The organism is Vreelandella gomseomensis (assembly GCF_031451645.1).
Taxonomy (GTDB): domain Bacteria; phylum Pseudomonadota; class Gammaproteobacteria; order Pseudomonadales; family Halomonadaceae; genus Vreelandella; species Vreelandella gomseomensis.
Window position 1 is genome coordinate 120,153 of record NZ_JARWAI010000009.1, and the last position, 23,085, is coordinate 143,237.

At 59.6% G+C, this 23,085-nt stretch carries 19 protein-coding genes and 1 riboswitch; of the genes, 11 read left to right on the top strand and 8 right to left on the bottom strand.

Annotated elements, in window-relative coordinates:
• The first annotated feature begins 6 nt into the window (after window positions 1-6).
• From QC815_RS12890 to QC815_RS12910, 5 genes are all read left to right on the top strand, one after another.
• Entirely contained in the window at window positions 7-1,965 is a 1,959-nt protein-coding gene (locus tag QC815_RS12890) for a bifunctional 5-dehydro-2-deoxygluconokinase/5-dehydro-2-deoxyphosphogluconate aldolase (protein WP_310540141.1), read from the top strand.
• 1 nt (window position 1,966) lies between these two features.
• The gene (gene iolD / locus QC815_RS12895; protein WP_310540142.1) at window positions 1,967-3,814 is read left to right on the top strand and encodes a 3D-(3,5/4)-trihydroxycyclohexane-1,2-dione acylhydrolase (decyclizing); all 1,848 of its coding nucleotides are present in this window, start codon (window positions 1,967-1,969) and stop codon (window positions 3,812-3,814) included.
• A gap of 31 nt (window positions 3,815-3,845) precedes the next feature.
• Entirely contained in the window at window positions 3,846-4,748 is a 903-nt protein-coding gene (gene iolE / locus QC815_RS12900) for a myo-inosose-2 dehydratase (protein ID WP_310540143.1), read from the top strand.
• Between the two features lie 36 nt (window positions 4,749-4,784).
• Window positions 4,785-6,287: a CoA-acylating methylmalonate-semialdehyde dehydrogenase gene (locus tag QC815_RS12905; RefSeq protein ID WP_310540144.1), complete on the top strand. Its 1,503-nt coding sequence runs from the start codon at window positions 4,785-4,787 to the stop codon at window positions 6,285-6,287.
• A gap of 76 nt (window positions 6,288-6,363) precedes the next feature.
• Complete coding sequence (locus QC815_RS12910; protein ID WP_310540146.1) at window positions 6,364-7,488, top strand: Gfo/Idh/MocA family protein; 1,125 nt, start codon at window positions 6,364-6,366, stop codon at window positions 7,486-7,488.
• Window positions 7,489-7,551: 63 nt separating this feature from the next.
• Here the strand turns inward: QC815_RS12910 and mgtE are convergent, their stop codons facing one another.
• Window positions 7,552-8,907 carry a magnesium transporter gene (gene mgtE / locus QC815_RS12915; RefSeq protein WP_310540147.1) on the bottom strand — a complete coding sequence of 452 codons (1,356 nt, stop codon included), beginning with the start codon at window positions 8,905-8,907 and terminating at the stop codon, window positions 7,552-7,554.
• Window positions 8,908-9,102: 195 nt separating this feature from the next.
• Window positions 9,103-9,441: a DUF6482 family protein gene (locus QC815_RS12920; protein WP_310540149.1), complete on the bottom strand. Its 339-nt coding sequence runs from the start codon at window positions 9,439-9,441 to the stop codon at window positions 9,103-9,105.
• 180 nt (window positions 9,442-9,621) lie between these two features.
• Between QC815_RS12920 and QC815_RS12925 the strand changes: the two genes are divergently transcribed.
• The gene (locus QC815_RS12925; RefSeq protein WP_230445779.1) at window positions 9,622-11,757 is read left to right on the top strand and encodes a PhoX family protein; all 2,136 of its coding nucleotides are present in this window, start codon (window positions 9,622-9,624) and stop codon (window positions 11,755-11,757) included.
• A 120-nt stretch (window positions 11,758-11,877) separates the two neighbouring features.
• On the opposite strand, the gene QC815_RS12930 is transcribed toward QC815_RS12925, so the two are convergent.
• Window positions 11,878-13,131, bottom strand: a complete 1,254-nt coding sequence (locus tag QC815_RS12930) for a D-amino acid dehydrogenase (protein WP_310540152.1) — start codon at window positions 13,129-13,131, stop codon at window positions 11,878-11,880.
• A gap of 166 nt (window positions 13,132-13,297) precedes the next feature.
• Window positions 13,298-13,399: riboswitch (glycine riboswitch) on the bottom strand.
• 202 nt (window positions 13,400-13,601) lie between these two features.
• On the opposite strand from QC815_RS12930, the gene QC815_RS12935 reads away from it, so the two are divergent.
• On the top strand, window positions 13,602-13,895 hold the full coding sequence (locus QC815_RS12935; RefSeq protein WP_230445781.1) for a hypothetical protein: 294 nt from the start codon (window positions 13,602-13,604) through the stop codon (window positions 13,893-13,895).
• Between the two features lie 15 nt (window positions 13,896-13,910).
• Here QC815_RS12935 and QC815_RS12940 read toward each other — a convergent pair whose 3' ends face one another.
• A complete protein-coding gene (locus QC815_RS12940; protein WP_230445782.1) occupies window positions 13,911-14,480 on the bottom strand; it encodes a gamma-glutamylcyclotransferase in 570 nt (189 codons plus the stop codon).
• Window positions 14,481-14,517: 37 nt separating this feature from the next.
• Here QC815_RS12940 and QC815_RS12945 point away from each other — a divergent pair, with 37 nt between their 5' ends.
• From QC815_RS12945 to QC815_RS12955, 3 genes are all read left to right on the top strand, one after another.
• Window positions 14,518-15,432, top strand: coding sequence for a histone deacetylase family protein (locus tag QC815_RS12945; protein WP_310540155.1), 915 nt, complete (start codon window positions 14,518-14,520; stop codon window positions 15,430-15,432).
• 50 nt (window positions 15,433-15,482) lie between these two features.
• Complete coding sequence (locus QC815_RS12950) at window positions 15,483-16,349, top strand: sirohydrochlorin chelatase (protein WP_310540157.1); 867 nt, start codon at window positions 15,483-15,485, stop codon at window positions 16,347-16,349.
• A gap of 122 nt (window positions 16,350-16,471) precedes the next feature.
• Complete coding sequence (locus QC815_RS12955) at window positions 16,472-18,061, top strand: ABC-F family ATPase (protein ID WP_310540159.1); 1,590 nt, start codon at window positions 16,472-16,474, stop codon at window positions 18,059-18,061.
• A gap of 16 nt (window positions 18,062-18,077) precedes the next feature.
• Here the strand turns inward: QC815_RS12955 and QC815_RS12960 are convergent, their stop codons facing one another.
• The gene (locus tag QC815_RS12960; protein ID WP_230445786.1) at window positions 18,078-18,680 is read right to left on the bottom strand and encodes a cell division protein ZipA C-terminal FtsZ-binding domain-containing protein; all 603 of its coding nucleotides are present in this window, start codon (window positions 18,678-18,680) and stop codon (window positions 18,078-18,080) included.
• Window positions 18,681-18,694: 14 nt separating this feature from the next.
• Entirely contained in the window at window positions 18,695-19,180 is a 486-nt protein-coding gene (locus tag QC815_RS12965; RefSeq protein WP_230445787.1) for a TspO/MBR family protein, read from the bottom strand.
• 166 nt (window positions 19,181-19,346) lie between these two features.
• Here QC815_RS12965 and QC815_RS12970 point away from each other — a divergent pair, with 166 nt between their 5' ends.
• Complete coding sequence (locus QC815_RS12970) at window positions 19,347-20,192, top strand: helix-turn-helix transcriptional regulator (protein ID WP_310540161.1); 846 nt, start codon at window positions 19,347-19,349, stop codon at window positions 20,190-20,192.
• Window positions 20,193-20,196: 4 nt separating this feature from the next.
• Here the strand turns inward: QC815_RS12970 and QC815_RS12975 are convergent, their stop codons facing one another.
• Window positions 20,197-21,696, bottom strand: coding sequence for an aldehyde dehydrogenase (locus QC815_RS12975; protein ID WP_310540163.1), 1,500 nt, complete (start codon window positions 21,694-21,696; stop codon window positions 20,197-20,199).
• Window positions 21,693-22,940 (bottom strand): M20 family metallo-hydrolase, encoded by a 1,248-nt coding sequence (locus QC815_RS12980; RefSeq protein WP_310540164.1) that lies wholly within the window; start codon window positions 22,938-22,940, stop codon window positions 21,693-21,695. Before QC815_RS12980 ends, QC815_RS12975 begins: the two co-directional genes overlap by 4 nt.
• Between the last annotated feature and the right edge of the window lie 145 nt (window positions 22,941-23,085).

Consider the following 23,085-nt stretch of genomic DNA (forward strand, 5'->3'; position numbering starts at 1 on the left):
AATTTCATGCGGAATAACAGTATGCAACACCGGCCGCTTGATCTGATTTGCTTAGGGCGTGTAGCGGTGGATCTTTACGCCGAACAAATCGGTAGCCGCCTGGAAGACGTGGCCAGCTTTGCCAAATACCTGGGCGGTAGCTCCGGCAACATGGCCTACGGTACCGCGCGGCTTGGGTTGAAGTCCGCCATGCTCTCGCGGGTGGGCGACGAGCAGATGGGCAACTTTGTTCGCGAGGAGTTAGAACGGGTTGGCGTGGATACCACCGCGCTACAAACCGACCCCGAACGTCACACCGGCCTGGTACTGCTGGCGTTGAAAGACCGCGAAAGCTTCCCGCTGCTGTTTTACCGTCGCGACTGCGCCGATATGGCCATTGACGCTGACGCCATCGATCCTGAGTTTATCGCCCGGGCAAAAGCGCTGGCGATTACCGGTACCCATCTTTCAACGGATACCACCCGCCGAGCCTGCCGCAAGGCGCTGGACGCCGCTGCCCATTGTGGCGTTAAGCGGGTGCTGGATATCGACTACCGTCCCGTGCTGTGGGGGCTGACCAATCCCGGCGATGGCGAAACCCGCTTTGTCGCCGATGACAAGGTGACCACCGACCTGCAGCGCTGGCTGCCGGATTTCGACCTGATTGTGGGCACCGAAGAGGAGTTTCATATTGCCGGCGGCAGTACGGATACCTTGTCGGCCTTGCGCGCAGTTAGGGAGGTAAGTGAGGCTACCCTGGTATGCAAGTTGGGGCCCATGGGTTGCGTGGTGTTTGAAGGCGTTATTCCTGACCGCATCGAAGACGGTATTTTGGTCAAGGGCGTACAGGTTGAGGTGCTCAACGTGCTGGGTGCCGGGGATGCCTTTATGAGTGGATTGCTGCGGGGCTGGCTGCGAGGTGAGCCCTGGCAAACCAGCGCCGCCTATGCCAACGCCTGTGGGGCGCTGGTGGTCTCCCGCCACGGCTGTGCCCCGGCCATGCCCACCGAAGACGAGTTATTTGATTATCTCGACAGGCGTGATGAGGTTCCCCGCCCGGATATCGATCAACGGCTGAATCATTTACACCGGGTAACCACTCGAGTGCCGGCTCAATGGCCAGAAGTGTTGGGGTTGGCATTTGACCACCGCCGCCAGCTCACCGATATGGCCCGTGAAGAGTATGCCGACAGCGCGCGACTGCCTAAGCTTAAGAAACTGTTGGTGTCGGCTGCCGAGGAGGGCGCCAAGCTGGGCGGCATTACCACGCCTGCGATTCTGGTAGATGACGTGCTGGGTCAGGAAGCGCTCAATCAAGCCAGCGGCAAAGGCTGGTGGATTGGTCGACCGGTGGAACTGCCGGGCTCACGTCCGCTGCGCTTCCAGCATGGCGATGATTTAGGTGCCTGCCTGCGCAACTGGCCCAGAGAGCAGATCATCAAATGCCTGGTGTTTTACCACCCCGACGACGAGATTGCGTTGCGCCTGGAGCAGGAAGAGCGGCTGCGCCAGCTCTATCAGGCGGCCTGTGCCTATAGGCTGGAACTGCTGATTGAGGTCATTCCTCCTTCGAGTATGCCCGGCGATGACACCACGCTGCCGCGCAGCCTGCAGCGGCTTTACAACCTGGGCATTCGGCCCGACTGGTGGAAGCTACCCACTATGTCAGATGCTGCCTGGCAGGCGGTGGGCGAGACCATTGAACGCGAGGATACCTACTGCCGTGGCGTGGTTCTGCTCGGGCTTGATGCCCCCATGGACGACATGAAGCGCGGCTTTGACGAGGCTGCTAAACACCCTTGCTGTAAGGGGTTTACCGTCGGACGTACGCTATTTGCCAGCGCCAGTCGCGACTGGCTGGCGGGGCGCATCGACGATGCAGCTTTGGTAGCACGCGTTGCCAAAAATTATGCCGAGCTAATACAAGCGTGGCGGCAATTAAGGCAGGCGCAGCCGCAAACGCTGGCCCACACCGAGGAGGCGTAAGATGAGCACCATTCGACTCACCATGGCTCAGGCGCTGGTCAAGTATCTTGCCGCGCAACGTATCGAGATTGATGGCCAAGAGGTGGCGCTGTTTGAAGGCGTGTTTGCGATTTTTGGTCATGGCAATGTGGCCGGAATGGGGGAAGCGCTCTACCACGTGCAGGACACGCTGCCAACCTTCCGCGCCCACAACGAACAGGCCATGGCCCACGCGGCGATTGCTTTTGCCAAAGCCAATAATCGCCAGCGCTTAATGGCCGCGACCAGCTCGATTGGCCCAGGGGCGACCAATATGGTCACCGCCGCGGCGCTGGCCCATGCCAACCGGTTGCCGATCCTGCTGCTGCCAGGGGACACCTTTGCCACCCGCGAACCCGACCCGGTTCTCCAGCAGGTGGAGCATTTCGGTGACCCGACCATTACCGTCAACGACTGTTTTCGTCCCGTGTCGCGCTACTTTGATCGTATCAGCCGCCCGGAACAGCTACTCACCAGCTTGCCCCAGGCGATCGCCACAATGCTTGACCCTGAGCACTGCGGCCCCGCGACCCTGGCGCTGCCCCAGGATGTGCAAACCTTTGCCTACGACTATCCAGAAGCCTTTTTTACCCCCAAGGTGCATCGCATTCGCCGCCCGCCGCCGGATGCTTATGAGCTTAGTCAAGCAGTCGCGGCACTCAAGCAGGCCAAGCGCCCGTTGATCATTGCCGGTGGCGGTGTGCATTACGCCGCTGCCTGCGAAGATTTGGCCGAGTTTGCCAAAGCACGCGGCATCCCGGTCGCCGAAACCCAGGCGGGGAAAGGCGCGCTGGCGGATAGCCACTCCTGTGCGGTGGGTGCCATTGGCGTCACCGGCAGCGCAGCCGCCAACCAGTTGGCAGAGCAGGCGGATGTCATCCTGGCGGTGGGCACCCGGCTGCAGGACTTTACCACCGGCTCCCGGGCGCTGTTTGAAAGCAGCGATAAGACACTGATTGCCCTCAACGTTGGCCGCTTCGACAGCCTGAAACATCAAGCGCTGCCGCTTAGCTGCGATGCCTTGGTCGGGCTGGGGCAACTCGACGCGGCGCTGGGCGAGTGGCGCGGCAGCGATGAGTGGCGCGAACAGACCAGCACGCTCAAGCGCGAATGGGCCGAGGCGGTACATCGTGTAACCGCCGATCAAGGGCTGGCGCTGCCCACTGATGCTCAGGTGATCGGTGCTGTTAATCGCCAGGCTGGTGATGACACCACCGTGGTATGCGCCGCCGGAGGTTTGCCAGGTGAACTGCATAAACTCTGGCAGTGTTCAGGCCCAGGTAGTTACCACGTTGAGTACGGTTTCTCCTGCATGGGCTATGAAATTGCTGGTGGGCTCGGCGTCAAGATGGCCAAGCCCGAGCGAGAAGTGGTGGTGATGGTGGGTGATGGTAGCTACCTGATGCACAACTCGGAGCTGGCGACCTCGGTGATGCTGGGCCACAAGTTGACGGTAGTGGTGTTGGATAACCGGGGCTATGGCTGTATCAACCGCTTGCAGCAGGCCACCGGCGGCGCGGGATTCAACAACCTGCTGGAAGATTGCCGCACTGTGGAGGCTGGCGCCCCCAAAACCGATTTTGCTGCCCACGCCAAAGCCCTGGGCTGTGAGGCTGAATCAGTGAGCGGCATTGCCGAACTGGAACAGGCGCTGGTGCGCGCTCGCGCTGCCCAATCCACCTATGTGATCGCCCTGGATACTGATCCGTTACCCAGTACCGAGGAAGGCGGCGCCTGGTGGGACGTGGCCGTGCCCGAGGTCTCCGAACGTGAAGAAGTCAATACTGCTTACCAAGGCTATCGCGAGGCCAAGCAGCGCCAACGCCATTAATGCCAACAAATATCATCACAAGGAACACGCCATGCCAACGGTTACTTTAGGCATCAATCCGCTCACCTGGACAAACGATGACTTGCCCAGCCTGGGCGGCGCAACGCCCCTGGAAACCTGTTTGAAAGAGGGCCGCGAAGCAGGGTTTAGCGGCTTTGAACTGGGCAACAAATTCCCCCGCACGCCTGACGCCTTGAGCCAGGTGCTGGGTGCTCATGACCTGGCGCTCGTTTCGGGCTGGTACTCCGCACGTCTGCTTGAGCGCAGTCCCGAGGAAGAGATTGAAGCCGTTCAGGATCATATGAACCTGCTCAAGCAGTGTGGCGCCAAGGTCATGGTGCTGTGCGAAGTTACCCACTGTGTACACGGTGACCAGCAACGCCCGCTCTCCCAGCGTCCGCATCTTTCTGATGAAGAGTGGCAGCGCCTGCTGCATGGCCTGGATGTGGTAGGCGACTACCTGAAATCCCAGGGCATACAGCTGGTGTATCACCACCATCTGGGCACGGTGATCGAAAGCCAGGCCGACGTTGAACGCTTAATGGATAACACCGGCGAAGGGGTGGGTCTGCTGCTCGATTTTGGTCATCTGCGCGGCGCTGGCGGTGACCCGCTCGCCATCGCCAAACGCTACAGCCAGCGTATCCACCATGTGCACTGCAAAGACTTGCGCTTCCCGGTGCTGGACGCCGTGCGCAACCGCGACAAAAGCTTTTTAAACGGGGTGCTGGACGGCCTGTTTACGGTGCCCGGGGATGGCAATGTGGATTTTTTGCCCGCCTTAACCCACCTGTGTGAGCAGGGGTACCAAGGCTGGTTGGTGGTGGAAGCCGAGCAAGACCCGGAAGTGGCCCACCCGCTGACTTACGCCCGCCTGGGGTATCGCAACTTACGCCAACTGGCCGAGCAGGCAGGGTTTGATATTGCCGCCTAAGACAGCACCCGCGACGCATTTTCATCAGGAGTCTTTATGAAGACGCTATCCCACTATCTCAATGGTCAGCTCACCACTGGCCAAAACCAACGCTATGCACCGGTTTACAACCCGGCTACCGGTGAGCAGAGCGCCCAGGTGGCGCTGGCCAGTGCCGACGAGACCCGTGACGCAGTGCGTATCGCCGATGAGGCCTTTGTCACCTGGTCTAAAACCTCGCCGCTGAAGCGCTCGCGCATCCTGTTTAAGTTTAAAGCGCTGGTTGAGGAGCACACCGATGAGCTGGCGCGGCTCATATCCAGTGAGCATGGCAAGGTGTTTTCTGACGCTAAAGGTGAAGTGACTCGCGGCCTGGAAGTGGTTGAGTTTGCCTGCGGCATTCCCCACCTGCAGAAAGGAGAGCACTCCATGAACGTGGGTAGCGGCGTCGATAGCTACTCGATGATGCAGCCGCTGGGCGTGTGTGCAGGTATCTCGCCGTTTAACTTCCCTGCCATGGTGCCCATGTGGATGTTCCCCATCGCGCTGGCCTGCGGCAACACCTTTGTGATGAAGCCTTCGGAAAAAGATCCCTCTACGCCGCTGCGCTTGGCCGAGTTGTTAAGCGAAGCGGGTCTGCCGGATGGCGTCTTTAATGTCCTCAACGGCGATAAAGAAGCGGTGGATGTGCTGCTCACCGATGAGTGCGTCCAGGCGGTAAGCTTTGTGGGCTCCACGTCCATCGCCGAGTACATCTACGCCACTGCCTCCGCCCATGGCAAGCGCGTTCAGGCCCTGGGCGGGGCTAAAAACCATATGGTGATCATGCCCGATGCGGATCTTGATCAAGCCGTGGGGGCCCTGATGGGCGCTGCCTATGGCTCGGCAGGCGAACGTTGTATGGCGATTTCCGTGGCAGTGCCCGTGGGTGAAGAAACCGCCAACCGCCTGCGGGAAAAGCTGGTGGCTGAACTTGATAAACTGACGGTCGGGCCTGGCCTAGTCGATGGCCCGGATAACGATATGGGGCCGCTGATCACCCGCGAGCACCGCGATAAAGTGGCGGGCTATATCCAGTCCGGGGTGGATGAGGGCGCAGAACTCGTAGTCGATGGTCGCCAAATAACGATTGACGGTGCAGGCGATGGCTACTTTATCGGCGGCACGCTGTTCGATCATGTAACGCCAGACATGCGTATCCACTCTGAAGAAATTTTCGGCCCGGTACTGGCGATGGCCCGCGTGGCGAGTTTCGACGACGCAGTGAGCATGATCAACGCCCATGAATATGGCAACGGCACGGCGATCTTTACCCGCGATGGCGATGCGGCGCGTCAGTACTGCGAGCAGATCCAGGTCGGCATGGTCGGCGTTAATGTGCCGATCCCGGTGCCCATGGCGTTCCACAGCTTTGGCGGCTGGAAGCGTTCGCTGTTTGGCCCGCTGCATATGCACGGCCCCGACGGTGTGCGTTTCTACACGCGGATGAAAACCATCACCCAGCGCTGGCCCAGCGGCATTCGTGAAGAGACCAATCACTTCACCATGCCGACCATGTAAACAGCCTGCGGGGCACGCGCCATCATTCAACGCCGGGCCCAGCCCGGCGTTATTTTTTACAACAGGGATAACCACAATGAAAACCCTCAAAATTGGCCTCATCGGCACCGGCTTTATGGGCAAAGCCCACGCCATCGCCTTTAACGCGGCGTCCAGCGTTTTTGAACTGCCCGCCAAGCCCGTTTGCGAACTGTTGGCGGATGTCGACCTCGTCACTGCAGAGAGCCGGGCGCGGGCCTGGGGATTTGCCCGCGCCACCGACGATTGGCGCACCCTGGTGGAAGACAGTGACGTAGATGTGGTGGATATCTGCGCACCCAACTTTCTGCATAAAGAGATGGCACTGGCTGCCATTGCCGCTGGTAAGCATGTTTACGCCGAAAAACCGCTGGCGCTGAGCACGGCAGACGCCGAGGAGATGGTCGTTGCGGCTGAAAAGGCGGGCGTCAAAACCCTGGTGGGCTTTAACTATATTCGCAATTCCGCTACCCAACTGGCCCGCCAGATTGTCGCCAGCGGTGAAATTGGTGAGCTGATTCACTTTCGTGGACGGCACAACGAGGATTACCTGCTCGACCCGCAAAAGCCCCACGATTGGCATACACAGCGGGCAACAGCGGGTGCCGGTGCGTTAGGCGATGTAGGGTCGCATATTCTCAATATGGCTGAGTTCTTGACCGGGCAGCGTATTACCGAGGTATGCGGTCAGCTACAGACCGTCATCCCCACTCGGCTCAAGGCCGACGGCAGCGGTATGGCGGCGGTAGAGAACGATGATCAGGCCCAGGCCATGTTGCGGTTTGACCAGGGGTTAATCGGTAATATCGAAACCTCCCGGGTCGCGGCTGGCCGCAAAATGGGCTTGGCCTACACGCTAACGGGCACCAAAGGTGCCATCGTGTTTGACCAGGAGCGCATGAGCGAACTGCAGCTATATCGCCACGGCGATGCCCACGGCAGGCGCGGCTTCACCACTCTGTTAGCAGGCCCGGAACATCCCGACTATGCCGCTTTCAGCCCCGCGCCGGGCCATGGCCTGGGCTATAACGATCAAAAGATTATCGAGGTGCGCGATTTGGTGGAGGGCATCATCAACCACCGCCCCCTCTATCCAGATTTCCGCGAAGCCGCGCGGGTGAATCGATTAATAGATGCCATCGAAACGTCAGATCAGACGGGGCAGTGGGTGACGGTACCGTAGTTGCTTCTGCCTTGAGCGCCTGGGCTTTTCAATAAACGCCCAGGCGCCTGACGGGAGAAAAAGTTACAGAATAATCAGCGTCGCGAGCCCCAAAAACGACAAAAAACCGACCACATCGGTCACCGTCGTCAAGATCACCGCACCGGATAACGCGGGGTCGATCTGCAGCTTTTTCAACACCATGGGGATCAACACGCCCGATAAGTTGGCCACGCTCATGTTGATGAAGATGGCCAGGGTGATCACCAGCGTGATCATGGCATCGCTGAACCAGACATGGGCAATCAGGCCCACCACTAACGCCCAGACCAGGCCGTTGCTCATGCCCACCCAGGTTTCCTTGTTATACAGCCATCGCACGTTGTTGCCCGCGAGCTGGCCCAGCGCCAGACCGCGAATGACGACGGTGAGGGTCTGGCTGCCGGCGATGCCTCCCATGCTTGCCACCACCGGCATCAAGATGGCCAGCGCCACAATTTGATCCAATGCCGCTTCAAACTGACCGATGACAAACGCGGCCAAAAACGCCGTCAGCAGATTAATACCCAACCAGATGCCCCGACTTTTCGCACTGCGCAAAACGGGCGTGAAGACCTCTTCTTCGTTACTGACGCCTGACAGGTGTTTCAATGTCATGTCAGTATCGTCTTGGGTAATTTCCAGTACGTCGGCGGCGTTTAACTGTCCTACCAGGCGTCCATCACTGTCACAGACGGGAACGAAAGGAAGCTCCTTGGAGCGTAATAACACGGCCGCATCACTGACTTTCATTTGATCGTTAAGGGTGAATGGGTCATCCATGTGAGCATCGACCACGGCATCTTGTGGCTGCTTGATTAAATCAATCAGGCTTAAAGTACCCAGTAAACGTTTGTCCTTGTCCGTGATCATTACCTGTTGCGACTCATCGTCGAGAAGATGATGAATCCGGATATAGCGCTGCACGGCCTCCAGTGAAACCCCTTGTTTGACATTGACGGTTTCGGGATCCATGTAGCGGCCCACGACATCTTCCTCGTAGGCGTAAAGGTTCTCCACCTGGGCGCGGATATCCTGATCCAGGCTGTCATAAACGCTGGTCTTGATAGCCTCGTCGGCAACCTCCAGAACCTCGGCAACGTCCTGAGCATCCAGCCCTTTGACAATTTGCTCGACTTCGCTTGCCGATAGCTCTTCGATATAGTCAGCGCGAATATCTTCGTCGACTTCCGCAAGCACCGCGCCGACCAGCTCGTCGGGGATAAACTCCCAAAGAAAGTCGCGGGTTTTAGCGGGGAACGATTCTAGCGTCCGCGCAATATCCAGAATGTCGAGTTCAGTAAAGTACGCTTTAAGTGCGGTGGTGTCCGGGTCGTCGAGAAGGTTTTGGAGGTGGAGTAACTGATCTTCGGAATTGGTATATTTTTCATCATCGCGCATAGCGTCCTTCCTTGCTGGAGACGAGTAACTCATACAAAAATAATAATGGCGGCGCGCTGTTTTGATTTTATAGCCAGCCCTGGCCGAAAGCGATGCGCAACGACTGCATCTATTGCTTAATTAGCGGAAGGCGCCTTGGGTCGCGTCAGGCCACATGGCCATATCGAAAGTAACACAGTGTGGCCTGGTGGCCCGTTAATGCCGGGTATCAAATGCCACCCGTACGCCGTGGGCCATGCGCTGCTCGGCGGACACGGGCGGTACATCCGTGCCGATCATTTCATCGGCGGCGTCGGCCCAGGTGAGAATGCCGTGCGTATACCCCAAGGGGGCCAGCGTGCGGCTTATCCACTGCGTGCCGGTAAAGCGGCGTGTCTCGCCGTCGGCGTTGACCAATACGCTGACGGCGCCCTGACGGTGGAGACGCACGATATACCAGCCCATATCCAGGCCGTGTACCTCCACTTCAGGAAGAGGCGGCGACAGCGTCGCCAGGGCATCGAGCGTGAGCTGGTCGGGCATGGTCGTGGCCATCGTGTGATCTCCTGGACGAAACCTTAACGGGCAGGTGGCAGTTACGTTGATCTATCCGAATTGTAAGCGGCATTGGTCATAAAACGGTAGAGGGTTCGTCACCTTGCTGTCACCTGACGGAATTAGTGTCCTCCTAACACGATTCGTGACTCGCAATACGATTAGAAGAGGGGCGTCACCATGAGCAAGGAAATCGAAGACCATCGCCTGTTTAACCAGAGCGGCAATCAGCCGTTTGCTGAGGTGTTGGCGCGCCATGTATCCCGGCGCGATGTCATGCGCGGCGGCTTGAGCATGGCGGCCGCCTCGATGCTCAGCTTTGGCGGCGCGGCCCAGGCGATTGCCTCAAGCGGCGCGCAAAAAACACCCCTGACGTTGGCATTTGAGGCGGTTCATGGGTCACTCACTGATGCCGTGGTGGTGCCGGAAGGTTATGTTGCACAAGTCTTGGTACCCTGGGGCACTCCGTTAAGCGCTGGCGACAGTTGGCAGTCCGATCAGCCAATGACCGCCGAGCGTCAGGCGGAGAGCGTTGGCATGCACCACGACGGCATGGCCGGGTTTGCGCTGGATGAAGGCAGCGCGTCGCGTCGCTTCGTGCTGGCGCTCAATAATGAATACATCGACCAATCGGCATTATGGGCGCCTCAAGGCGGGCCTACCAATACCGATGGAGGCAAGCGGCCTGCGGAGGAGTCGCGCACCGAAATCAACGCGCACGGCGTGACCCTTGTCGAGATAGAGAAAGATACCCAAGGTCAGTGGTCGCATGTGCCGGGGTCGGCTTACAACCGCCGCCTGACCAGTGCCACTGTTATTGAACTGGCTGGGCCCGTGGCGGGCAGCGACTACGTCAAAACGCGCTTCTCGCCCGCGGGCTTCCAAACCCGAGGCACCAACAATAATTGCGGCAACGGGGTCACGCCCTGGGGTACCTACATTGCCTGCGAAGAAAACTGGCCCAATGTGTTCGTCCACCACGGGGAGCGCTTCCAGGACGACGCGCGGATCGGTATCCCCACCGATAAAAGCCGCTACGGCTGGGATACCTCGGCGGGGGATGCCACTGAAGACAACGACGAGTTTGCCCGCTTCGATATCACCCCACGCGGTGAGCGCCCCGAAGAGGACTATCGCAACGAGGCGCGTACCTTCGGCTATCAGGTGGAAGTCGACCCGTACAGCGACGCGCTCGCGGTCAAGCGCACCGCGCTGGGGCGCTTCCGCCATGAAGGATGTTGGCTCGGCAAGCTGCAAGCCGGCCAGCCGGTGGTGTTCTATTCGGGCCACGATGCCCGCAATGAATACGTGTATAAATACGTCTCCGATGCGGCCTGGGATCCTGCCGATGCCAACCGTCCCGGCGAGCAGTATGATCGCCTGGCGATTGGCAGCAAGTACATGGATAACGGTACCCTGTACGTGGCTCGCTTCCACCCTGACGGTAGCGGTGAGTGGCTGGCGCTCACACCGGACGCCCGGACGCAAGATGGACGTCGGCTTGCCACGGCACTGGGCCTGGCCGACGACGACCTGGCGGGCATTATCATCAACACCTGCGACGCCGCCGACCTGATGGGCGCCACACCCATGGATCGTCCCGAGTGGGCCTCCGTTGATCCAGCATCCGGGGAGGTGTACCTCACCCTGACCAATAACTCCCAGCGCACCGCTGAAGATACCCAGGCCACCTTTACCAACGGCGGCGACAGCCTCGACGAGGCGGGCGTGGGGTATGACCTGGCGCCGACCAACGCCGCCAACCCGCGCGCCGATAACGCCCAAGGGCATATTATTCGCTGGCGCGAAAGCCGCCTGCCCAATGCCTTTACCTGGGAGGTGTTTGTGTTTGGTGCGGCGTCCGACGATGCGGATAACCACTCGGGCCTGACCGAAATGAACCAGTTCGCCAGCCCCGATGGACTCTGGTTCGACGAGCGCGGCGACGGTCAGGGCATCCTCTGGATCCAGACGGATAACGGTTATGAAGGGGTCACCGAGTATACCAACGACCAGTTGCTGGCCGTGGTGCCCAACAGCCTGGACGATATCCAAGGCACCGGCCCGGTGATCAACAACAGCAACCAGCAGCAGCTGAAGCGCTTTGCGGTCGGGCCAAACGGCTGCGAAGTCACCGGCATTTTTGCCACGCCGGATAAAACCGCCCTGTTTATCAACATCCAGCACCCGGGTAACTGGCCCGCCGATGGCAATGCGCTAGCGCAAGACGCTACCGTTTCGGCCAGCGGCCAGGTGCGTCCTCGGGCATCGACCGTGGTGATTCAAAAGCGCGATGGTGGGCCGGTCGGGGTGTAAACGTCGCAAATGAATGGCCGCAGGTCATGCCTGCGGCTTTTTTGTGGCGTGCGGCTAGCGCGGTGGTAGCGATCAACCAGGCCTGGGTTGGGTGATAGCCTCTGGCCGTTGACGGTGTCGTTAGCGAGGGCTAGCGAGCGGACTGCCCTTGGGCGAGTCCACCGCATCCGCCAGCATATCAGCGGTAATGGCCGAGAGCGTCCAGCCCAGGTGGCCGTGGCCGGTGTTGTAGAACACCGTGGGTAACTTGCCGGGGCCGACCTTGGGCAGCATGTCGGGGAGCATCGGTCGCAGGCCCGCCCAGGGTACCACGCGGCGGGTGCTGACCCCGGGGAAGCAGTCTTCGACCCAGCGGATCAGTGGGCGGATACGGTTGTCGCGAATGTCGCGGTTGAAGCCGTTGAACTCGGCGGTGCCGGCAATCCGAAAGCGCTCGTCGCCCAGGCGGCTGGTCACTAGCTTGGTTTCGTCATCCAGCAGGCTGACGGTGGGCGCGGCCTGCTGAGAGGCGTCGTCGTCGAGCTGCACGGTAATCGAATAGCCTTTGACCGGGTAGATATTGACGCGGTCGCCCAGTTTGGCGGCCAGGGCGCGGCTGCCGACGCCTGCGCAGACCACTACGCCATCGAAGGTTTCGCGCATCGGCACGCTGTCAGCTTCGCCTTCAAGCGTGGCGGTGATCCAGGCGTGCTGTTCGTCCGCGCCGATATCCTGCACGCTGTGACCATATTTCAACGTCACACCGCGACGCTCGGCGGCCTGTGCCAGGCCATGGGTAAACTTGTGAATATCGCCGGTGGCATCGCTTTCGGTAAAGAAGCCGCCGTAGTAGTTGCCCGCCAGAGTGGGCTCGATGGCGCGCATCTCGTCGGGGCTGACCGGCTGGCGTTCCAGGCCGCCTTTGCTGAGCAACTTGGAGACCTTGGCGGCATGGTCATAGCCCGCTTTATCGCGATAGATATGCAGAATGCCTTTCTGCTTGAGGTCAAAGTCGATCTGCTCGTCTTTTGCCCACTGAAACAGGTGCTCGCGGGCGGCAATGGCCAGGCGGGCGGTCTCGGTGGTGTTGGTCGCGTAGCGGGGGATCGAGGCGATAAACTCGCCGAACCAGCTGAGCTTGTGCCAGCTCGGGCGGGGGTTGACCAGCAACGGCGCGTCGTTCCTAAGCATCCAGCGCACGCCCTTGATCACCGTGGGCCAGTGGTTCCACACCTCGGCATTAGAGGCCGAAAGCTGACCGCCGTTGGCAAACGATGTCTCCATGGCGGCGTAGCGGTGTTTTTCAAAGACGGTGACCTCATAGCCACGTTTGGCCAGCGCGTAGGCGCTGGTAATGCCGGTGATACCACCACCGATAACGGCAATGCGTTGCATAAATCTCTCCAGTTTTCATGAGCGTCGGGGAATCCCACCTAACGGCGTAATGGCTGCTGGGCGTACCCCTTCCGTCATGGAACCTGAGAGATTCGCGCACGGGTTGCCTGCGCTTGCTCCTTCGGTGGGCTGAGTGACGCTGTCATCAGCCGCTCTTCGGAAAGTGTGAGTAATAGCGGTCCGGTTGCCTGAGAGTTTCCGGGGTTGTTGCTCCTTCGGCGCTGGCGTCATCCTTGTGAGATGCGCCAAGCTCTCCCGCTACTACCAAGTCTTTTATAAAGCATTATGTTTTAACGTTACCAGTCTGGTAATTAAAGTCGACCATGGTCGTGAACGATGATTCCACGGGCTGAGACCGCTATCGTCTATCATGCCTCCGCAGTCGAAAGAGGCAAAAAACCTGGCTTTGCTCAGCCAGCGTATTTGGCCGACAATGCCAGACGTATTCTTTTCAGCGGTGGAAATGACCCATGCAGGTAAATGGATTTTTTGACGGAATAGGCGAGACCATCGGCGAGGTCATTCGCGTCGTGGTGGCGTTTTTGATGGGCATTTTTACCAACCTGTTTGGCGCGCTCGACGACTTCTTCGACGGCTTGACCCGCTCGCTGGGAATCAATGATTCGTTTCTGAGCATTGTGGTGCTGGTCATTGGCTTGCTGATCCTGTGGGGAGGGCTGCGGGCCTTTTTCCGCGGTTCCGTGCTCGGCGGGATTATCCGCACCGTGCTGGGCCTGTTTATCCTCTCGTGGTTGATGATGTAAGCAGGCGACAACGCCTCAGACCAGCTGCTTTTCCAGTTCGAAAATATGGGCGTCCTCCGCGCCCAGGTCGCGCAGCGCCTGGGCCAGGTTGACCAGGTACTCGCGGTTCGAGCCGCTTGGCCCGTGGGCGTTGGCGATCTGCCGGGCAATCACGTCCAGCGGTGCGTCACCGAGAAAGGCGGGGTTATCCTCGCTTGCCAGATAGATGAGCCCCTCGCTCTGACCGTTGGCGCGGCCCGTTTCGTCAATGAAGGTCAGCGGTACTTTTTCGCGCAGATAGCCGTTTTTCTCGCGCACATCCAGCGGGGCCAGCACATCCGGGGTAATGCGGTACGCCATGCCGTGACACACTGCGCCCGGCGCCGGGATCAACGTAGCAACGCGCCCGGGGGCTTCCAGCGTGCCGCGGTGATCGTGGGAGGCTTGCCAAAAGCGTCGTGCCCAGCCGGTAATATAGGCCGGCTGGCGTTCCAGGTAGGCGAAATCGGCTTTCCAGATCAACGAGCCATAGCCAAAAAGCCACAGGTCGTCGTGGTCGCTGAAAAAGTTTCTTTGCTGGTTTACGGCAGTGGTATCAAGCAACATAAGGCCTTTAGGTCAATTACCCGAGTGGCAGCACGCAATGGCGTTAATGATCGTTCATCATCCCGGTTATACGATTGATTTACCAGCTAGCCACCCCTTTCCGATGGACAAGTTTCGCGTGCTGCGCGAGCAGCTTGGCCATCGGCCGCTGGCGACGCCCATTGAATGGCTGACGCCTCAGCCCGCCGGCATTGAGGCCCTGGCCCGCGTGCATACTCGGGGCTATCTCAATGCCTTGCTGTACGGCGAGCTGGATCGCGCGGCGCAGCGTCGCAGCGGCTTTGTGTGGTCGCCAGCGCTCGTCGAACGCGTGCGGCTGGAAACCGGCGGCACGCTGCTGACCCTAGAGGCGGCACTGGACAGCGGACTCGCCTGCAACTCGGCGGGCGGCACCCATCACGCCCATGCCGATGCGGCCAGCGGCTACTGCCTGATCAACGACCTTGCCGTGGCGGCGGCCCACGCCCTGGCCCAGGGCTGGGTCGAGCGGGTGTTGATCGTCGATTGCGACGTTCATCAGGGCGATGGCACCGCGCGGCTGTTTACCGGCGTGCCGGATGTATTTACCTTTTCCATGCACGCTGCGCGCAACTTTCCCGCCCGCAAGGCGAAAAGCGATCTGGACGTGGCATTGCCCAACGGCACGGACGATGGCGGCTACCTGGCGGCGCTGGCGTCTTATCTACCCGGCTTGCTGGCGGCCTATCAACCCGATGTGGTGCTGTACGATGCCGGAGTGGATGTGCATCGCGATGACCGCCTGGGCTATCTGGCGCTGAGTGACGAGGGGCTCTATCAAAGGGATGCCTACGTGCTCGGCTGCTGTCGAGGCGGGGATATCCCGGTCGCGGCGGTGATCGGCGGTGGCTATGACCGCGATATTGACGTCCTGGCGGCGCGCCACGCCCAGCTTCACCGTGCGGCGGCGGATATTCTTGAACGTACCGGCTAGCGGCAACGCCGCCGCCTTGAACGCCCCTTAAACCGAACATGGAGACAGGCATGCGCGCAATCTTTCTGGTGGATAACGGCTCACTGCGGCCCCAGGCAACCCATAATCTGCGCCGCGTGGCGGCAGCGCTTGGCGAGCGCCTGGGCGAAACCGTCCAGGCGGCCTCGCTGCTGCACTCCAACAAGATTCCGGCGGAGCAGGTCGATGGTATCCCGGCGATCACCTTGGGGCCGGCCGCTGAACGCAGCGCCGAGGCGGGCGCGACCGAGATCATTGTGCTGCCGTTCTTCTTCGGCCCCAGCAAGGCGCTGACGGGTTACCTGCCCGAACGCCTGGGCGAGATGCAGGCGCGCTTTCCCGACGTCAAGGTTCGCGTGGCGCAACCGCTGGTCGATGAGCAGGGCGATAACGACCTGCGCCTGGCCGAGCTGCTGGCCGATAACGTCCGCGCGCAGTGGCTCCCCGGGACTAAGCCCCGCATCGCGCTGGTGGATCACGGCAGCCCGATTCCCGAGGTAACGGCGGTACGCAATCGCCTGGCCGGGCAGCTAAGCGTACTACTGGGCAGTGAAGCCACCTGTGTGGCCGCCGCCTCGATGGAGCGCCGCGAGGGTGACGAATATCGCTTCAACGAACCGCTGCTCGAACACCTGCTGGCCAAGCCCGATTTTCATACCGGGCCGGTGATTCTGGCCATGTTGTTTCTCTCGCCGGGGCGCCATGCCGGTGAAGGTGGCGACATTGCGGAGATCTGCCACGCCGCACAGCAGCATCATCCGAGCATGACCGTCACCACCACCGCCCTGGTGGGCGAGCACCCGGGGATTGTCGATATTTTGCATACTCGCCTGCGCCAAGCGCTTGATGGCGAACGGTTTCTGCTGGACTTGCCGGCCCCTGGCGACGCGCCGTCCTAGGTGGTGGGTGTTAGACGATGGGTGTAACGTTGCTCAAGAGCGCGTAGAATCGCGAGCCTTTCTATCCGCCACGTACTATTTCCAGTGCGATGCGCAATGTACACGCACACTAGGGTTCCTTTGTGATCGCAACCGCTAATATCACCATGCAGTTCGGGGCCAAGCCCCTGTTCGAGAACGTCTCCGTCAAGTTTAACAACGGCAATCGCTACGGGCTGATTGGCGCTAACGGCTGCGGCAAATCCACCTTCATGAAGATTCTCGGCGGCGAGCTCGAGCCGACGTCCGGCCAGGTCATGCTGGATAGCAGCACGCGGCTGGGCAAGCTGCGCCAGGATCAGTTCGCCTTTGAAACTGAACGCGTCATCGACACCGTGATCATGGGCAACGCCGAGCTGTGGCAGGTGGCCGCCGAACGCGAGCGCATCTATTCCCAGGCGGAGATGAGCGAAGAGGACGGCATGGCCGTGGCGGATCTGGAAGTGCGCTTTGCCGAACTGGATGGCTACACCGCCGAAGCCCGCGCGGGCGAGCTGCTCCTTGGGCTGGGCATTCCCATCGAACAGCATACCGGCCCGATGAGTGAGGTGTCGCCCGGCTGGAAGCTGCGCGTACTGCTGGCTCAGGCACTGTTTTCGGACCCCGATGTCCTGCTCCTCGACGAGCCGACCAACCACCTGGATATCAACACCATCCGCTGGCTGGAAGACATGCTCAAGGCGCGCAGCAGCACCATGGTGATCATTTCCCACGACCGCCACTTCCTGAACAGCGTGTGCACCCACATGGCGGACCTGGATTACGGCGAGATCACCCTCTTCCCGGGTAACTACGACGACTACATGACCGCGGCGACGGCTGCGCGCGAGCGTCAGCACTCGGACAACGCCAAGAAAAAGGCCCAGATTGCCGAGCTGCAACAGTTCGTCAGCCGCTTCTCGGCCAACGCCTCGAAAGCCAAGCAGGCCACCTCGCGGGCGCGCCAGATCGACAAGATCAAGCTGGAAGACATCAAGCCGTCAAGCCGGGTAAGCCCGTTTATCCGCTTTGATCAGGCCAAGAAGATCCATCGCAACGCGGTGAATGTGGATGGCATCAGCAAGGGCTACAACGGCGAGACGCCGCTGTTCGAGCGCCTGTCGATGACCGTCGAGGCCGGCGAGCGGATCGCTATCATCGGCCCCAACGGCATTGGCAAGACGACCCTGCTCAAAACCCTGGCGGGCGAACTTCACCCGGATGCCGGGGAAGTGAAGTGGACCGAAGCCGCCGACCTGGGTGTTTTTGCCCAGGACCATACCGACGATTTTGCCGTGGACGCCACCCTGTTTGAATGGATGGGCCAGTGGACACAGGGCGGTGAGCAGGTGGTGCGCGGCGCGCTCGGGCGAATGCTGTTTTCCAGCGATGATATCGGCAAGTCGGTGAAGGTGATTTCCGGTGGCGAACAGGGCCGCATGCTGTTCGGTAAGTTAATCCTCACTCAGCCCAATGTGCTGCTGATGGACGAGCCGACCAACCACCTGGATATGGAGTCCATCGAGGCGTTGAACCTGGCCCTGGAGAACTACCCCGGCACGCTGCTGTTCGTCAGCCACGACCGCGAGTTCGTGTCGTCGCTGGCCACGCGGATTATCGATATGCAGCCGGACGGCGTTGTCGACTTCAGCGGCAGCTACGACGATTACCTGCGCAGCCAGGGCGTGGCGTAATGGGTCAAAAGCGTCGCTAGCCGATGATGCGCTCGAAAGTGGCGTCGGTCGCAGGCTTGCGGTCGCCATCCAGCATCTCGCCGGTAAACAGGGTCTGCATTTCCTTGGCCAGCGCCACATAGACATGCATCTGCTGATTGCGTCGCTTACGTAGCGGCGGCTTCACCAACAGGCTGATGCCCTTGATGGGTTCGTGGGTCTCATTGCGGAGCAGATCCGGCATTTCCCCGGGCGGGAAGGCGTTGGCGATGGTGACCGGGTTCGAGGGCTGCTCGCCGGCGATGTGGAAGACCTTCTTGATCGGGTCGAACGTCGCGTCCTTTTCGCGCAGCCACTCAGCCAGTTGCTGGTCGGTCTGTTCGTCGGGTTTCGAAAAAATCACGAACAGCGAGTGCTGGGCGACTTTGCTGGAGCGTTTGGCAGAGGCGTCAGACGCCGCGTCTTCAGCGGGAGGCGCAGTGTTTTCTGCTGTGCTGGCACGTGCCTCCTGTGTCGTGGCGTCACTTTCCGACCGCTGACGGCGCTGCCGCCGCATCAAGTAGATGAACAGCGCCAAGGCGGTCAGCGCTAAGACGATGGAGCCGATGGCCAGGAGTTCGATTAACGGTGTTTTCTCCATTGTCGTTTTATCCTTTATTGTGCCGCGCCACCCGCGCGTGAGTTACGTCGCCAGATAGAGGCGTTGAGCGTCAGTGCCAGCGCCACCCAGAGCGCGTAGGGCACCATTAACCACGCCGCCAACCCGCTCACTTTAGCAAATAGGAATATCGCCAGCAGGATGAGTATCAGTAGCAGGGCGATGTCACCCAGCGCAGCGACGATCTGCTTGCGTCCAAAAAACAGCCACGACCAGGCCGCATTGATCAGCAGTTGGAGGGCATACACCCACAGGCTTGCCGTGCGCCACACCGAGTCGTCCGCCATGTAAATGCGCCAGGCCGCAATCGCCATGAGCAGATACAGGATGCCCCAGGCAATGGGGAAAGCGATATCGGGGGGCGTCCAGGCGGGCTTGTCGAGCTTGCGGTACCAGCCATCGGGCCGGAAGCGGGCGCCTGTGCTGGCCGCCAGGCCGACCAGCGCCAACGATACCAACAAAGCTAACAGCGAACCGAGCATTCGTCACCTGTGTTTCAAACGTAAGAATCAATAGCCTAGCAGCGTTTTTCCAAGGCGCTCAATACAAAACCGCTACTGGGCATGGCGAATCAATTGTTTAGCTTTAGTTTACCGTGTTGTTGTAACGCATTATTGTCTTATCAAACAATTTGATGAAGCACAGCTTATGAAATACTGCCCAGCAACTGATGATATTGATAGCGACTTTCTAGCTGGTGCGGGAAGTGCTGCTTGGCATCGGCATATGGCGAGCTTGGTACGTTCATCGGGACAGCGCGATTTTCCCGTACGCCTGGAGCAGGTGCTGCGTGCGATAACCCGGTTCGACACGATTCTGATCAACACCTACAAAGGGCGTCATAAGCCACTATTGATTCATGACGATTACCCGCCAGAGAGTCGCCCCCAAGCGATAGATCGCTATCTCAGCGGTGCGTATTTATTGGACCCTTTTTTTACTGCTATGAGTGGTGGCCTGGATAGCGGGGTTCACAGGTTGCAGGAGCTAGCCCCTGATCGTTTTGAGTCCAGTGATTACTATGCTCACTATTATCGTGCGTTGGGATTGGCGGATGAGGTTGGTCTCTTTGCACGTGTAGGGGACGATGTCTTGATGGTGGTATCGCTAGGCTTTCAGGCAGAAGCTCCCTTGAAGCGACGTGCGTTGCAGGTGCTCAAAAATGTGGAGCCGATGATCGAGACCTTGTTGATGGAGTTCTGGAAGTGGCAGGGTGTCCTCTTCCTGCCGACCTTGGAAAAGGACGCCCCGGTGGAAGCTGCCTTCGCAAGCTTTGGCCGAGAGGTTTTAACGGCACGTGAACAAGAAATCGTTCGGCTATTGCTCGCGGGCCACTCCACCAAATCGGCGGCCCGTGAGTTGGATATCAGCGATGGTACTGTGAAAGTTCACCGCAAGCATATTTATCAGCGCCTGGATGTCTCCAGCCAGTCGCAGTTGTTCCAGCTATTTCTTGAACACGTGGCCCTCATTACCCGGCAGTTGAAAGGCTAAGGTGCTAGGTTTGTAGCGCCATCCAGATGGTCTTGATCTCTGTATATTCGTCAATGGAGTGCATTGATTTATCCCGCCCATTTCCAGACTGTTTCACCCCGCCGAACGGTACTGTCATGTCCGGGCCTGCCCAGTTGTTAACGTAGACTTGCCCAGAGCGCAGCTTGCGTGAGACGCGCATAATACGATCAATGTCCTGGCTCCAGACGGCGGCAGCCAAGCCGTAGTCGCTGTCGTTGGCAAGTGCCAATGCCTCTTCTTCGGTATCGAAGCCAAAGACAGACAGCACCGGCCCGAAGATCTCCTCGCGACCTATCGTCATGGCTGGGGTGACATCGTCAAACACGGTGGGGGGAATAAAGAGCCCAGGGCCATCTAACGGCTGACCGCCCGAGCGTAGCGTGGCACCCGCTTCCTGCCCCTGGCGGATATAATCAAGCACCCGTTGGTATTGAGTGTCATCCACCATCGCTCCCATAAAGCTTTGCGGGTCGAGTGGGTCGCCCGGTTGCATGGCTGCCGCAGCGTCCACCACTTTCTCGACGAAGGCGTGGCGAATGCTATTTTCCACCAACAACCGCGAGCCAGCGATACAGACTTCACCTTGGTTATGAAAAATCGCAGCGGCTGCGTTTTGAGCTGCGGCGTCCAGATTTTGGCAGTCGGCAAAGATGATGTTGGGGCTTTTGCCGCCGCACTCCAGATAAACGCGTTTCAAATTGGACTGGCCTGCGTACTGCATAAGCTGTTTGCCCACTGGAGTGGAGCCGGTAAAAGAGAGGCAGTCGACTTGCATCGACAGGGCTAGCGCTTTACCCACGGTATGGCCATAGCCGGGGAGTACTTGAAACACCCCGTCGGGCAGGCCCGCTTGTTGGCTTAGCTGGGCAAGGCGTAGCGCCGATAACGGCGATTTTTCTGACGGTTTGAGAATAACGCTGTTACCCGCTGCCAATGCCGGTGCAATCTTCCAGGCGGTCATCATCAGTGGGAAGTTCCACGGAACGATGGATACCACCACCCCGAGTGGCTCGCGCACAATCAAGCCCAGATGTTGGTCTCCCGTCGGGGCCACCTCACCGTAAAGCTTATCGATACTTTCGGCGGTATAACGCAGGCAGCCGATGGCGCCGTCAATATCCCCCAGCGCACTGGTAATCGGTTTACCCATGTCCAGGGTGTCCAGCAGGGCAAGCTCGTGCCTATGGGCCTGCATTAGCGCCGCAAGGTCAAGCAGTGTGGCTTTGCGCTGACCGGGCGCGCGGCGCGACCACTCTCCCTGATCAAAGGCCTGCCGAGCTGCGTGGGTAGCGAGCTCGGCATCAGCGTCATCACAGCTGGCGACCTTGGCTAACACCTTGCCGGTGGCTGGGTTCACCGTGGATAGGGTGGCGCCGCGCTGCGCATCGACAAAGGTGTCGTTGATATAGGCGCGGGTTTCAAAGGAGAGTGTGTCTGCCAGTGATTGCCACTCGGACTGGTTCGTTGGGGCAGTTGTACTCATTGGGTAACCTCAAGGTCGTTAGCGTTATGCAGTAGCGCGTCGCACAGCACCTGGGTGCCAAGTGCACACTGCTCTGGCGTTGAGTACTCGGCTTCGTTATGGCTAATGCCATCGCGGCAGGGAATGAAGATCATCGCGGTGGGTGCCACCCGTGATACATACACCGCATCGTGGCCCGCACCACTGAGCATTCGGCGGTAAGCGATGCCTCGTGCCCTTGTGGCATGTTCGATGGATGCAATGCAGTGGTCATTAAATGCCACCACCGGGGAGTTCCAGAGGCGTTGCGGTGTTACCACGACACCAAAGGCCTCTACCAAGGCATCCAGCTCGCTATAGAAGCGAGCCTCCAGCGTGTCTAGTTGGTCGTCGTGCACATGCCGAAGATCGACAGTCAGGGTGACCTGGGCAGGAATCACGTTTCGAGAAGGCGTATCGACCTCCAGGCAGCCAAAAGTCACCTTGCTGTCACCGCTTGGGTCGTCGGCAGCGATGGCGTATAGCCGATCGATGAGCCGGGCTGCCGCGGCCAGGGCGTCGTGACGATATGCCATGGGTGTAGTGCCCGCATGGGCAGCGTTGCCTTCAATCGTCAGGTCGAACCAGCGCATCCCTTGCACCCCGGTGACCACACCGATATCTAAGCCCTCCTCTTCAAGTACCGGCCCCTGTTCGATATGCAGTTCCAGAAAACTGGCTAACCGAGGCTTGCCAATGGGCAGGCTGCCCTTCATGCCTGTCTCCTCTAGGGCCTGTCCAAAACTGATCCCTTGTTCGTCCTGCCGAGCCAGGGTCTCATCCACCGTAAACACCCCCGCATAGGTGCCGGAAGCCATCATCGCGGGGGCAAAACGGCTGCCTTCCTCGTTCGTCCAAACGATCAGTTCCAGAGGTCGTTCGGTAACGATTTGGTGATCGTGCAGGGTGCGAAACACTTCCAGACCCGCGAGAACCCCCAGCACGCCATCGAAACGACCGCCTTTGGGCTGTGTATCCAGGTGGCTGCCGACTGCGGCGGGCTCCAGGTCGTCACGTGCACCGGGCCGACGGAAAAAAAGGTTCCCCACGGCATCACTACGAACATGGCAGCCAATACCGGCGCACCACTCGATCAACTGCTGCCGACCGGCGGTATCTTCGGGTGTCAGTGCCAAGCGGTTGCTGCCGCCATTGGGGGTAGCGCCGATCTCTGCCATGGCCATTAAACTTGACCACAATCGCTGGCCATCGATGGACACTTGCATGGTGTGCCTCCTTTTGTGTTTGTTGGATTAAGGAGATCCACCATAGGAGGCCTTCCGCGCCGCCGATATACCCCAATGGGGATATATTCCCGACACTGTTTTCCCCGCTAGCCTGTGAAGCCACCTCTACAACGACTTCCTAACA

Bases quoted from the DNA above. Each gene is read 5' to 3' on its own strand.
- QC815_RS12890 (WP_310540141.1), top strand. From the start codon at position 7: ATGCGGAATAACAGTATGCAACACCGGCCGCTTGATCTGATTTGCTTA.
- iolD (WP_310540142.1), top strand. From the start codon at position 1,967: ATGAGCACCATTCGACTCACCATGGCTCAGGCGCTGGTCAAGTATCTT.
- iolE (WP_310540143.1), top strand. From the start codon at position 3,846: ATGCCAACGGTTACTTTAGGCATCAATCCGCTCACCTGGACAAACGAT.
- QC815_RS12905 (WP_310540144.1), top strand. From the start codon at position 4,785: ATGAAGACGCTATCCCACTATCTCAATGGTCAGCTCACCACTGGCCAA.
- QC815_RS12910 (WP_310540146.1), top strand. From the start codon at position 6,364: ATGAAAACCCTCAAAATTGGCCTCATCGGCACCGGCTTTATGGGCAAA.
- mgtE (WP_310540147.1), bottom strand. From the start codon at position 8,907: ATGCGCGATGATGAAAAATATACCAATTCCGAAGATCAGTTACTCCAC.
- QC815_RS12920 (WP_310540149.1), bottom strand. From the start codon at position 9,441: ATGGCCACGACCATGCCCGACCAGCTCACGCTCGATGCCCTGGCGACG.
- QC815_RS12925 (WP_230445779.1), top strand. From the start codon at position 9,622: ATGAGCAAGGAAATCGAAGACCATCGCCTGTTTAACCAGAGCGGCAAT.
- QC815_RS12930 (WP_310540152.1), bottom strand. From the start codon at position 13,131: ATGCAACGCATTGCCGTTATCGGTGGTGGTATCACCGGCATTACCAGC.
- QC815_RS12935 (WP_230445781.1), top strand. From the start codon at position 13,602: ATGCAGGTAAATGGATTTTTTGACGGAATAGGCGAGACCATCGGCGAG.
- QC815_RS12940 (WP_230445782.1), bottom strand. From the start codon at position 14,480: ATGTTGCTTGATACCACTGCCGTAAACCAGCAAAGAAACTTTTTCAGC.
- QC815_RS12945 (WP_310540155.1), top strand. From the start codon at position 14,518: ATGGCGTTAATGATCGTTCATCATCCCGGTTATACGATTGATTTACCA.
- QC815_RS12950 (WP_310540157.1), top strand. From the start codon at position 15,483: ATGCGCGCAATCTTTCTGGTGGATAACGGCTCACTGCGGCCCCAGGCA.
- QC815_RS12960 (WP_230445786.1), bottom strand. From the start codon at position 18,680: ATGGAGAAAACACCGTTAATCGAACTCCTGGCCATCGGCTCCATCGTC.
- QC815_RS12965 (WP_230445787.1), bottom strand. From the start codon at position 19,180: ATGCTCGGTTCGCTGTTAGCTTTGTTGGTATCGTTGGCGCTGGTCGGC.
- QC815_RS12970 (WP_310540161.1), top strand. From the start codon at position 19,347: ATGAAATACTGCCCAGCAACTGATGATATTGATAGCGACTTTCTAGCT.
- QC815_RS12975 (WP_310540163.1), bottom strand. From the start codon at position 21,696: ATGAGTACAACTGCCCCAACGAACCAGTCCGAGTGGCAATCACTGGCA.
- QC815_RS12980 (WP_310540164.1), bottom strand. From the start codon at position 22,940: ATGCAAGTGTCCATCGATGGCCAGCGATTGTGGTCAAGTTTAATGGCC.